The following is an 11,421-nucleotide window of genomic DNA, read 5'->3' as shown; positions in this document are numbered from 1 at the left end:
AAAAAAGCGGATTGATTTTCGGTCGGGTTTCCCGACCGTGAAAATCAACCAAGCACCGACAAGACATTGCCCCTACCTAAATGCTCCCACTCCTTAACCCGCCTGGATGGTTAGAGTGGATCTGCGGGTAATGCATAGCTTATAAAGGGGGGGGGCTGGGGGTAACAGGACTACGCAAAATACCTTAACTCCCCGTAAATTATGGCTGCTGAAGTAATCTGTGTCGGTACCGAATTATTACTCGGTGATATTCTTAATAGTAATGCTCGATACCTAGCGATCGAACTTGCCGCATTAGGAGTACCCCACTTTTATCAAACCGTAGTGGGGGATAATCTCGATCGCATCCATAGCGCGATCGAAATTGCGTGTGCGCGATCGAGTATCCTGATTTTTACAGGCGGATTGGGGCCGACACCCGACGATCTGACTACAGAAGCGATCGCTAGTTATTTTAATACGCCCCTCGTCGAACATCCCGAAGTCATCGCCAACATCGCACAAAAGTTTGCCCAAATCGGGCGCGAAATGACTCCGAGCAACCGCAAACAAGCTCTCCAACCCGCAGGCGCGCAATTATTACCTAACCCATCCGGTACCGCACCAGGGATGATTTGGCAGCCACGGGCAGGGTTAACGATCCTCACATTTCCAGGCGTACCGCGAGAACTCTACCGGATGTGGCGGGATACAGCCGTTTTATTTTTAAAAACTCAAGGTTACGGGCAAGATTCGATTTACAGTCGCAGCCTACATTTTTTTGGTGTTTCCGAATCAGCATTAGCCGAAAAAGTCAATTATTTATTCGATTCCACCAATCCCACCGTCGCCCCATACGCGGGTAACGGACAAGTCCGCTTGCGAATTGCCGCCAAAGCCAGCAGCGAAGCCGCCGCCCAACTTCTCATCGAACCAATTGCCACCGAAATTAAACAGATTGCTGGAAACAATTATTTTGGTAGCGATGACGATACCCTCGCCAGCGTCGTTGGAGACTTATTAAGAGCCAGAGGGCAAACCCTGTCAGTAGCCGAGTCTTGCACTGGCGGCGGCTTAGGACGACTGTTGACCGAAATACCAGGCAGCTCCGACTACTTCATGGGCGGGGTGATTTCTTACGCCAATCGGGTCAAAATCGACCTCCTGGGAGTCGATCCGGCGGCATTAGAGACCGAAGGTGCCGTCAGCGAAATCGTTGCTCGTCAGATGGCAGCAGGAGTTAAAGCCAAATTAGCCACCGACTGGGCGATAAGTATTACCGGAGTTGCTGGCCCCGGCGGGGGTACCGATGCCAAACCAGTCGGCTTAGTTTATATCGGGATTGCGGCTCCAGATGGCAGTGTAGAGGGCATTAAGTACCTTTTGGGCAGTCAACGCGATCGCGACCTAATTCGCCTGATGTCGGCGGCTCAGAGCCTAGATCTGCTGCGCCGACGGTTGCAAAGTTAGAGTGTGTTCCGACATTTTCGCAGAATATATGTTTGCTGTTTCGATCGATACCCGCAACAGCAAACAACAAGCAGATAGCCAGAATATATGCACAGAGGAAACGGTGGATCTGTAGTCTGGGCGAAGTAGTTGTAATTATAGATGTGTCCAATGAGAGAGATCCATTTCGCGATCGCCCGCGTATTGTGAGTTAGATGGATAGACCGATCGCCTAAAGGTCAAATTGGTACGGGTGCTGGATTCAATTTGACTGGACTCGCCGCCCCGATTTCACCCACTGCGGTGCCTAAACCTTCTGCCATCCCAGGTTTAATCATTGTTGCCATCGGTACTGGCTTCATGCTCAAGCGACGCAAGCACAAAAGTATTGCAGCCGAGAAACAGTAAGTAATCGAACTACCCGTGCTAGTGAGGCAAAAATTTTGTAGATCGTTGCCTCAATTCAATCACAGCACACCACCTTGACCGATCGAGCCTTCACCCCCTAAAATAGATAAGTGGTCTGGCTGCGGCGTTGGTGACTGCCAATAACGTTTTTTGATCTATGCTTGAATTTTTTACGGGAACTAATGTTGTTCTAGCGGCAGTAGACTGAACTATGTATTCAGAAACTATAAGCACGAACTTCCGGTACCCACCTGGTTTTAACCAGGTCATAAACTGAGGTAAAACGGCGTTGCGGTTGACCTAAATATTTAAGAAGAGGCTCTAAGTATTAGTACTTGGGGCTTCTTTTTATGAGAGTGAATAGTGAATAGCGAAAAGTGCGTTCTTGGGGTTCCCCCTGTCTTGACTCACCTCTTTTGACGGGGAACCCGTCCAAAGGTGAGTCGCAAGTAAAGCACCTTTTCAAGACAGTGGATAGTGGATAGAGATCGGAGCCAAGTTTTGCTGATAAAGTGGATCGGAAGACGTTTAATGAGATCGATCGAATAATGACACCACAAGATTTAATGAAGCAGGAAGTTGGCAAGGCTGCGGCGGCGCGGGTACAATCTAATTCGATCGTCGGATTGGGTACTGGCTCTACTACTGCCTTTGCGATCGAGTTTATCGGCAAACGGTTGGCGGCGGGAGAAATTACCAATGTCAAAGGAATTCCGACTTCTTTTCAAGCCAGAGTTTTAGCCAAGCAACATGGTATCCCTTTAACTACTTTAGATGAAGTCGATCGGATCGATATCGCGATCGATGGCGCAGATGAAGTAGATCCGCATAAAAATCTGATCAAAGGTGGCGGTGCGGCGCATACTCAAGAGAAAGTAGTCGATGCGCTAGCCGAACAGTTTATTGTCGTTGTAGACAATACTAAGTTAGTCGATAAATTAGGTTCTACTTTCCTCGTCCCTGTAGAAGTTATCCCGATGGCGGTTACGCCTGTGATGCGGGCAATCGAAAAATTAGGTGGTAAACCTCAGCTCCGCATGGGTGTTAAAAAAGCTGGCCCAGTTGTCACAGATCAAGGTAACTTAGTTGTTGATGTAAAATTTGATTCGATCGATAATCCAGCCGAGCTAGAAAAAACACTCAATAATATTCCTGGCGTACTAGAAAATGGTCTGTTCGTTGGTGTAACTGACTTGGTATTAGTCGGCGAAGTTCAAGGCGATAAAGTCATTATCAAAGAAATGTAAAAGTTAGGTATTAGGTATTAGGTATTTAGAGAATTTAAGAGGTTTAACCCCCAATTTAAACGTTCTAAAGCCTAAAGCCTAATCCCGATCGAGTACAATTAGACTAGCAACTTTGTACGGAACCTCCCAAATTATGGTTTCTCAATTACCAGCACCGACTCAGATCGAATATCCCGACAGCGACGGAAAGCCGATGTCTGACAATACCAAGCAATTTCGCTGGATTACGATCGTTAAATACAACCTGGATTGGTTATTTACCAATGATGAGAATGTCTTTATTGCTGGAGATTTGCTCTGGTATCCGGTAGAAGGCAATGCCAAGCGACGTGTAGCTCCAGATGTGATGGTAGCATTCGGTAGACCCAAAGGCGATCGCGGTTCCTACAAACAATGGGAAGAAGCTGGAATTGCACCGCAAGTGGTGTTTGAAATTCTCTCACCTGGGAACAAGCCCAATGAGATGGCAGCCAAGTTAGCTTTTTACGATCGCCATGATGTAGAGGAATACTATATTTACGATCCCGATACTAATGCTTTATCTGGATGGGAGAGAGCAGATGGTTATTTGGTCGAAAATCCTGTCATGCAGGATTGGATTAGCCCGCGATTGGGTATTAAGTTCGATCTGAGTATGCCGCCCGAATTGCAAATCTATCGACCCGATGGAGAACCATTTCTCTCATTTGAAGATGTTTCCCAACGATTGAAATCCGCCACTCGCGAACTGGAAGCCATCTCACAAACTCTTTCTAACACAGAGCAGGCGTTAGCTGTAGAAACCGATCGCAATCAACGACTTGCCGCAAAATTAAGAGAATTGGGAATCGAACCCGACACGATTTGAAGATAAAAAATGAGGTCAGAACATAAAGTTCTCACCTCAACTAGATAATTATAAAAATCGGGTCTAATCGATGGTTCTTTTGCCAGTAAACTTGAGTTTGGCAGGATCGGGATTGCTGCCAATGTTACGATCGACACTATTTTGAGCTTCCCGTCCTGGATTGACTTTTTCAGGGAAGACACCATCATTAGGATGGAGTAAAGTTGTCTCGCCTTTGGGCATAATCCGGTAAACTTGGTAATTGGTAATTTTGAATTTACGCAATTGACCGCCAAGTGCCAAACACTGTTCTTTTCGCGCCATGTATAAGAGGTTGTCTCCCGATACCATTGTCGCCGCTCCGCCTGTGGGCATTTCAAATACTTGTTGCTTGGGACTGTTCCAAGTAATTGCGTATTTCTCTTCTACTTCGGCTTTGCTGAGTAAACCACCAGTGCTACCGCCAAAAATTGGTGTTTTGCCAGTTAGTTTGATTGCCATAAAACTACTCGTTATAGGGTTTTTGTCATGGTACCACCCCAGCCGATCGCGATCGCCATCTCGTCAAGAACTGTAACAGTCGGCATGGCAGTTAGATCGATCGGAAAATCTTATAATAGTAGCAGTGGCTCTAAAATAGTTCCTTACTTATTACCCGATCGAGACTCATGACTATCAATCCTTCGGCGATTTCCTTGCAGGTTGCTCCCGCTCGCGTATTGCGAGGAAAACAGGCACTCATAGATGCGATTGATTTTATCGTCAAATTGGGGCAACGTCCGCTCGTCGTTGGTGGCGAACAAAGTCTCAAGCTGAGTCAATTACAGGTATTGCACGATCGACCGGAACTAGCCATCGAAACAGTAAAATATACTCCCGACTGTTGCGAGTCTAGCCTCGATCGACTCCAAGCCGCAGTGATTACGCATCAAGCCGATCTAATTATTGGCATCGGCGGTGGTAAATGTCTAGATACATCCAAATTATTAGCACATCGCACTCAGTTATCAGTAGTCACAATTCCCACCTCTGGAGCTACCTGTGCGGCGTGGACGGCATTATCAAATATCTATTCCGAGTCGGGTGCATTTTTGTACGATGTCAGCCTTGCTAACTGTCCCGATTTATTAATCTTAGACTACAGTATCGTCGCGACAGCACCACAACGGATGCTAGTAGCGGGGATTGGCGATGCGATCGCTAAATGGTACGAAGCCTCTGTTAGCAGCGGTCATTCTTCCCAAACCTTGCTCATCGCCGCAGTTCAACAAGCACGAGTCCTCAGAGATATTTTATTCCAAAAGTCTGCCAACGCGATCGCCAATCCGAACAGTGAAGATTGGCAAGAAGTCGTAGATGCTACTGTCCTGCTAGCGGGAGTCATCGGGGGGCTGGGTGGTGCCCAGTGTCGTACTGTAGCCGCCCACGCCGTCCACAATGGTCTTACCCACCTTCCGGGCAGTCACCATGCCTTACACGGCGAAAAAGTGGCGTATGGTATTTTAGTTCAGCTCAGACTACAGGAGATGCTTCAGGGCGATCGATTAGCCGCTACAGCCAGAGTGCAATTGCTCGATTTTTACAGTTCGATCGGGTTACCCCAAACTTTAGCAGATTTGGGTTTAAACGATATCACGATCGCCCAATTACATCATGCTGCGACACTAGCCTGTCAACCCGATTCCGATTTACATCGTTTACCTTTTGATGTCACGCCCGCTCAACTAGTCGCCGCAATGGTATCGACAACCATTCTCGATCGTACATCGGAAATTGAAACTGGTATTACCGCCAAAGTTGGATTTTAACAAGATCGGGTATGAACCAACCAACACTAGACTTCTTGCAATCGGGGAGCAGGGAAAAAGTCTATAAATTAAATGACTGATAGCTTATCACTATCCACTATCCACTAATTCCCGATCGACTCACGCGCCGATAAACCTTCACTATTAGCTCCAAAATACCAAATAGCGGTGGCAACCTCGCCTAAATTCACCGTTTTTTTCGGCTGAAATAAAGTGGTATAACCAAATACCCGCCGAATGTTCGATCGATCTCCATTTTGAAAGTCAGCTAAAACCGCCCGCAACGCCGTTGGCTCGACTTTGCTGGCATCTTGAAATCCCCACGTCTGCTTGACGGCATCTAGTGAGGCGGTGGGGAGCGGTTGACGAGTATCGAGCGGAACTTTCCACAAAATCAGTTGTTCCCTGGTTAATGGGGCATCTGGACGGAACAGCACGGCAGTAGCATCGCCGCTGAGGGAGCTAGGAATCAGTCCCGCTTCGGCTAATCCCTGAATGCTGGGAAAATCGGGGTTGGTGCTGGGGACATCTTGAAAAACGGGCTTGGTATCGGTGGTAGCTAGCTTGAGCTGTTGGGTAGGTTTGGTACCTGTAATCCGATTGTGTGCGGCGACTAACCACCGAGCATATTCGCGGCGAGTGACGACTCGATTGGTGGTAGCATCCGCAGTGGTAAATACGCCAATTTTGGTTAAATCGGTTAGATATTCTGAGGTAGTTGTGGGTAATTTACCTGTCGCTTTGGTGACGGGAAGGGGCGATGTAGCAGGTGTGGGGCTACTCGTGGGTGTTGGGGTAGTTGTTGTCGTTGGTGTTGGCGTTGGTGAAGATGTAACTGTCGCGCCTGACAGGTTAATCGTATAGGTGGTAACGTCTGATTGCTGTTTTTCAGTGCCAGTTTGAGGCGCAATTGTGACGATCGATTCTGCTTGCTTGAGAACTAACTGCGGTTGGCTGTCGCTAGGAGCTGTAACTATTTCCCATTGCTTGGCGGGTAATTCTTGTTGATAGAATTTATACACAAACTCGATCGGATCTGGAGTCGTCCAAGTAGTTAGCGTACCTTTATCCTGAGTTTGGGCTGTCAATTGAAGTTTTGCTTGCGGATATAAAGGGAAATCGGCAGGGAGTGAATTCGCACTCGTTCCTAGTGTGGTGGTAGTAGTGTCTGGTTGTTTGAGTTTGGGATCTGGTGCGAAGGTATCTTGCAACGATCTGCCAGCAGTGCAGCCAGAACTAGATATTAGTAAGGCGATTGCCAGACAAGTCAGTAACGATTTTAAGTGCTGAAGTCGATCGAGGATCGTCCGTATCGATCGTCGCTCCGGTTGAAAACGTGACACAATTAGTTACTGGATTGAGACAGCTATACAGCTTAATTATACTACGGTTTTTCGATCGCAGCAGACATAGTACGTCAGTCATCTTTGTACTAGCAAATTCAGATTTTCGACTAGCAATCTAGCAAATATCGAAAATATAAATATTCGCTCGATCGAGAAGTGAAGATCGAGCGAAGGGATATTACGAACAATTGCGATCGGGTTTTACCTTGTAGCGATCGAATGGAAATTACTGACAATTGCCTTTAGATTTTAGCTTGTAGCGATCTGATGAACTCCCTAATAATGTCGGTCTTCGTTCTTTCGGTTTTCTCGGCGAAAGCTTCGAGAATTCTGAGTTCTTGTTCTGGAATCTTAACGTTGAGTTGTTTTAAAGACATGGTGCGTGTGCTTGAAGGAGTGTTATGCTGTGTTGGTTGGTTCATGATGTTGGTATCAATTAGTACTAATATGTGATTTTTGTAAGTGGATGTACTGGTAGGTAATCGAATTACTTAAAGTCGCAGCAGAGTCGATCGTCATAACTAAGAATGGGTGCAACCAGACTTAATTATTGGAGTTATGCCGCAATTGCACCACTAACTTACACTCAGAGTGTCAGCTACCAACTGCTTGACTCTGGTGTCGAGATCTACCTCGATCGATTAATAGCAGTGACTCGATCCGATCGAGCCATTGCTAGTTCAAAAAACATCGCTGGCGATAAATTTATTTAGGGCGACGCATTTGTAAGAAGGCAGGTAAATCGGCACCAGCATTCTGTGGCGGCTGAGGCTTCGGAAAATTGTCATTAACAGGGGAAGTTCCGGGGGTTTGCTGTTTGCGGGATTGTTCCGATGGCATGGTGCGATCGCGTGCCGTCGCGCCATTTCCACGGGGACGCGCGATCGGTTCGGCAATTTCGCCAGTAAATCCGGTGGCAATTACCGTAATTCGCATTTCGCCTTGCATTTGCGGATCGATCACCGCACCAAAGATAATATTTGCATTCGGATCGACGACTTCATAAATCGTTTCCGCAGCAGTATTAACTTCAATTAGGGTCATATCGGTACCGCCAGTGATGTTTAAGACCACCCCGCGTGCGCCTTCGATGCTCGATTCGAGCAACGGAGAAGTGATGGCTTGAATGGCAGCTTCCCGCGCGCGGGACTTGCCAGAGCCTTCACCAATGCCCATTAGTGCCGAGCCAGCATCTGCCATTACCGTCCGGACATCGGCAAAGTCAACGTTGATCAATCCGGGAATTGTGATGATATCAGAGATGCCCTGAACGCCCGATCGCAGTACGTCATCGGCAATCCGAAACGCCTCTTGAACTGGTGTTTGTTCGTTGATAGCTTGTAAGAGCTTATCATTAGGTATGATAATCAACGTGTCAACTTGACTTTGGAGTCCGCTAATGCCTTCTTCGGCTTGGTTAGTGCGTCGTCGGCCTTCAAAAGTAAACGGACGAGTGACCACACCCACAGTCAAAGCACCCATCTCCTTGGCAACTTCGGCAACGATTCGCGCTGCACCAGTGCCAGTACCACCTCCCATCCCAGCAGTGATGAAAACCAAATCCGCTCCTTCCAGAGCGTGCGCGATTTCTTCACGAGATTCTTCAGCAGCCTTCTGCCCGATTGCTGGGTTACCACCAGCACCGAGTCCACGGGTGAGCTTTTGACCGAGCTGAATCCGCCGCGTGGCATCCGAATGGGATAAAGCTTGCGCGTCGGTGTTCATCGTCCAAAATTCAATTCCTTCGATATCGCTAGCAATCATCCGATTGACCGCATTACTGCCGCCACCGCCAACACCAATAACTTTGATGCGAGCTGCGCTGCTAAGTGAGATCCCTTCAGACATTAGTTCGTCCTTTGGCATGGAGTAACCATCTCGGATTGAGTGGCTTTTGAATCCTGGATAGGAGAGTGGACTAGAATTATTCATGCGCTAGTTAATAGTTGAAACCCTTTAAAGCATAGTAACCCGCATTATCAGTATTTTCTGAATTTACTCAAATATGTATGCGTAGAAATTTGGCATTGTTTAACAGGCCGACACCATAATTGAATTGATTAGATTTGACATCATCCGATCGGTAGTCGATCGCAGTGCTACAATATAGAAATTGTAAGGGAAGAATTTTGCTAGCATATTGTCTAGCAGTTATGCTATTAATGTAGCAACATGTAGCTTGCAATTTTACTGAGATGTTTACCTTACTTCTACTCGATCGGGAACGGCGATCGGCTGTGAGAGTTGAAGTTTTGGGGAGTATGGATTTTCTAAATCTAGAAGTTCGACATCCTCCGATCGAGGGTGTTTTTGCCAATTGCGAAGTCGATCGAGCTGTTGCATTTGGTTAGTTACTTTTAATTTATCCCCGATCGCACCGAGTCTAACTTTGCCAACTTCGGTTTGTAAAATCACATTCTGAGGATTGTGGCAATCGATAACTCCGACTGCGACTGGACTAGCGTGAATCGCCTGGTAAAGCTGACTCCAGCCAGGACATGCACCTTGGTTTGGCAACATTAATTGTAATGTAGGTAGCGATCGCCACACGGTAGGACGATAGCTAGAAATTGGTAACTGTAGCCCCCGTTCGTCGATAAATGTTTGGGATTGTGTAGTGTTTGTCGGCATTATTCGGGCAACTGGTGGCAAATCTTGAATCTGGACGATTAGCTGCGGTGGTAAAATGCGCCGATCGATCTTGACATTAACCGCACCGCGATCGATCGGTTGTGGGGTCAACTTTGCAGTCAATTGCGCTGTTAATTGCGCTGGAGCTAACTCCATAATTAGTTGTGGATAGGGAATTTGCAGCATCGATCGCACGGTGGTATCGCTTAGATACTGGTTACCCTCGATCTGAATTTGTTCGGGTTTAGAAATCGTCCAATCGGGTTGAGAAATTACCCATCCCAAGCCAGCTAAGATCCCACTCATACACGTAAATCGCCACAAAGATTTAACGACTCTAATTCGCCGCCGCTGTCGTAATTGCTGACGACGCTGTTCGATCTGTGCTGGGGAATGGGAGTGGTACAAGGAGTAAGGAGTAAGGAGTAAGGAGTAAGGAGTAAGAAGTAAGGAGTAAGGAGTAAGGAGTAAGGAGTAAGGAGTAAGGAGTACAAATACTTCTAAAGCCTATCCCATCCCCTCTTCCCTATTCCCTAGTTCGGAATAAATTCTGTCTGAACTCGTTGCTTACTGTCGCTGCTGACGACGATCGAGCGATCTTGAAGTTTGCCGATGCCACGAGTGCCAGTAAACTTAATGACTGGATCGATCTGTTGATAGACTACATTACCAGTTCCAACTAGCTGTTGGGAAGCAATTTGCCAGATTAGCCGATCGCTTTGAAGTTTGGCTTGGTTGCGAGTGGCGATACCAGTGGCTTTGCCTGTGAGTGTTGCTGTCGAGGCTTTGAGATCGAGTTCGCCAGCATTGGCGTTAAAAATTAGCGATTCTGGGGGATGGATGATTTTCAACGGTCGATCGGCAGTAATTAATTCGCGATCGAGGTTCCAGGAGAATGATTCGCCATTGACCTGGATTATCGGCTTGGTGGCATCTAATCTGACGTTGCCCTGTAAATTAATAATTTTACGATCGAGCGCGCTAGAGAAGCTATTGGCTACCACTCGATCGGTAATTTGATTGCCTACATAGCGTTGAATTTGGGTAAGCCTGTCGCCGATGACTTTTTGGTCTTTTACCAGCCAGGTGAGATGCTCTGTCTGCATTGCCAGTCGGGGATCTGTCGAAAATGCGGTGATTTTTCCAGCCAAATCTAGTTGTTGTTTGCGGCTGATATATTTACCTTCTGTCGCATCTACCTGAAATTTGGGTTGAGTGGCGCGAACCCGATCTCGAACGGTAAGCAAATCGGCTTTAGGTTGCCACGATACTTCTTGTCCGACGAGGACGAGATTATTGCGCGTTTCGGTAGCGACAACATCGCCGCGCAGCACTATTTTTTCGCCTGCTTGTTCTAATTCGCCCGATTTAGCGGTGAGGTGCAGAATAATTTGACCGTCTTGATAGAGATCTCCAGTAATATTGGTGACTTTAGCCGTTTTGCGATCGGGTGCATAGACACCACGTTGCGCGCGAACTTTCCACAGGGGTTTGCCCTGTTTATCTACTTGCGCGAAACTGAGATTATCTAGTGCTAGTTTTGCTTCGACTGCTGTTGGTGTGGGAGTGGGTTGAAGTTTGGCAGGTTGGCGATTGCACCCCCCCATCCCGAACATCGCGATCGTCAAGATAATCTTTAGACAATGGTATACTTTCATACTCGATCGCAGCTAAGTCTAGAGATCGGGAGCGATTTAAATTTTGGATTGTTCCCATCGCGAACTACG

13 protein-coding genes and 1 other RNA gene are annotated in these 11,421 nt (G+C 47.1%); 7 read left to right on the top strand and 7 right to left on the bottom strand.

What is annotated here, in order from left to right:
- The first annotated feature begins 201 nt into the window (after positions 1 to 201).
- On the top strand, positions 202 to 1,449 hold the full coding sequence (locus tag Q0R35_RS01930) for a competence/damage-inducible protein A (RefSeq protein ID WP_295613924.1): 1,248 nt from the start codon (positions 202 to 204) through the stop codon (positions 1,447 to 1,449).
- Positions 1,450 to 1,667: 218 nt separating this feature from the next.
- On the opposite strand, the gene Q0R35_RS01925 is transcribed toward Q0R35_RS01930, so the two are convergent.
- Complete coding sequence (locus tag Q0R35_RS01925) at positions 1,668 to 1,790, bottom strand: hypothetical protein (protein WP_295613921.1); 123 nt, start codon at positions 1,788 to 1,790, stop codon at positions 1,668 to 1,670.
- Positions 1,791 to 1,949: 159 nt separating this feature from the next.
- Between Q0R35_RS01925 and ssrS the strand changes: the two genes are divergently transcribed.
- The 3 genes from ssrS (at position 1,950) to Q0R35_RS01910 (ending at position 3,930) form a co-directional block, all read left to right on the top strand.
- A non-coding RNA gene (ssrS, locus tag Q0R35_RS01920) (6S RNA) lies at positions 1,950 to 2,138 on the top strand.
- 246 nt (positions 2,139 to 2,384) lie between these two features.
- Positions 2,385 to 3,083, top strand: coding sequence for a ribose-5-phosphate isomerase RpiA (rpiA, locus tag Q0R35_RS01915; protein WP_295613919.1), 699 nt, complete (start codon positions 2,385 to 2,387; stop codon positions 3,081 to 3,083).
- A 133-nt stretch (positions 3,084 to 3,216) separates the two neighbouring features.
- The gene (locus Q0R35_RS01910; protein ID WP_295613917.1) at positions 3,217 to 3,930 is read left to right on the top strand and encodes a Uma2 family endonuclease; all 714 of its coding nucleotides are present in this window, start codon (positions 3,217 to 3,219) and stop codon (positions 3,928 to 3,930) included.
- 63 nt (positions 3,931 to 3,993) lie between these two features.
- On the opposite strand, the gene Q0R35_RS01905 is transcribed toward Q0R35_RS01910, so the two are convergent.
- The gene (locus Q0R35_RS01905) at positions 3,994 to 4,410 is read right to left on the bottom strand and encodes a photosystem I reaction center subunit II PsaD (RefSeq protein WP_295613915.1); all 417 of its coding nucleotides are present in this window, start codon (positions 4,408 to 4,410) and stop codon (positions 3,994 to 3,996) included.
- Positions 4,411 to 4,437: 27 nt separating this feature from the next.
- On the opposite strand from Q0R35_RS01905, the gene Q0R35_RS01900 reads away from it, so the two are divergent.
- On the top strand, positions 4,438 to 4,581 hold the full coding sequence (locus tag Q0R35_RS01900; protein ID WP_295613914.1) for a hypothetical protein: 144 nt from the start codon (positions 4,438 to 4,440) through the stop codon (positions 4,579 to 4,581).
- Positions 4,578 to 5,717 (top strand): iron-containing alcohol dehydrogenase family protein, encoded by a 1,140-nt coding sequence (locus tag Q0R35_RS01895; protein WP_295613912.1) that lies wholly within the window; start codon positions 4,578 to 4,580, stop codon positions 5,715 to 5,717. The genes Q0R35_RS01900 and Q0R35_RS01895 overlap by 4 nt, the downstream gene beginning before the upstream one ends.
- A gap of 104 nt (positions 5,718 to 5,821) precedes the next feature.
- Here Q0R35_RS01895 and Q0R35_RS01890 read toward each other — a convergent pair whose 3' ends face one another.
- Positions 5,822 to 7,060 (bottom strand): S-layer homology domain-containing protein, encoded by a 1,239-nt coding sequence (locus Q0R35_RS01890; RefSeq protein ID WP_295613909.1) that lies wholly within the window; start codon positions 7,058 to 7,060, stop codon positions 5,822 to 5,824.
- A gap of 245 nt (positions 7,061 to 7,305) precedes the next feature.
- Positions 7,306 to 7,440: a ribbon-helix-helix protein, CopG family gene (locus Q0R35_RS01885; protein WP_015157766.1), complete on the bottom strand. Its 135-nt coding sequence runs from the start codon at positions 7,438 to 7,440 to the stop codon at positions 7,306 to 7,308.
- Positions 7,441 to 7,590: 150 nt separating this feature from the next.
- Between Q0R35_RS01885 and Q0R35_RS01880 the strand changes: the two genes are divergently transcribed.
- The gene (locus Q0R35_RS01880; protein ID WP_295613907.1) at positions 7,591 to 7,776 is read left to right on the top strand and encodes a hypothetical protein; all 186 of its coding nucleotides are present in this window, start codon (positions 7,591 to 7,593) and stop codon (positions 7,774 to 7,776) included.
- Here the strand turns inward: Q0R35_RS01880 and ftsZ are convergent.
- From ftsZ to lptC, 3 genes are all read right to left on the bottom strand, one after another.
- Positions 7,769 to 8,995, bottom strand: a complete 1,227-nt coding sequence (ftsZ, locus tag Q0R35_RS01875; protein WP_366944799.1) for a cell division protein FtsZ — start codon at positions 8,993 to 8,995, stop codon at positions 7,769 to 7,771. The two genes, Q0R35_RS01880 and ftsZ, sit on opposite strands and share 8 nt — an antisense overlap.
- A gap of 267 nt (positions 8,996 to 9,262) precedes the next feature.
- On the bottom strand, positions 9,263 to 10,102 hold the full coding sequence (locus Q0R35_RS01870; RefSeq protein WP_295613905.1) for a hypothetical protein: 840 nt from the start codon (positions 10,100 to 10,102) through the stop codon (positions 9,263 to 9,265).
- 125 nt (positions 10,103 to 10,227) lie between these two features.
- The gene (lptC, locus tag Q0R35_RS01865; RefSeq protein ID WP_295613903.1) at positions 10,228 to 11,352 is read right to left on the bottom strand and encodes an LPS export ABC transporter periplasmic protein LptC; all 1,125 of its coding nucleotides are present in this window, start codon (positions 11,350 to 11,352) and stop codon (positions 10,228 to 10,230) included.
- Positions 11,353 to 11,421 lie beyond the last annotated feature (69 nt).

Origin of the sequence: Chamaesiphon sp. GL140_3_metabinner_50, from assembly GCF_025361915.1 — a bacterium.
Lineage (GTDB): Bacteria > Cyanobacteriota > Cyanobacteriia > Cyanobacteriales > Chamaesiphonaceae > Chamaesiphon.
The sequence above is the reverse complement of the archived record's forward strand: the minus strand, read 5'-3'. Positions and strand labels throughout refer to the sequence as shown.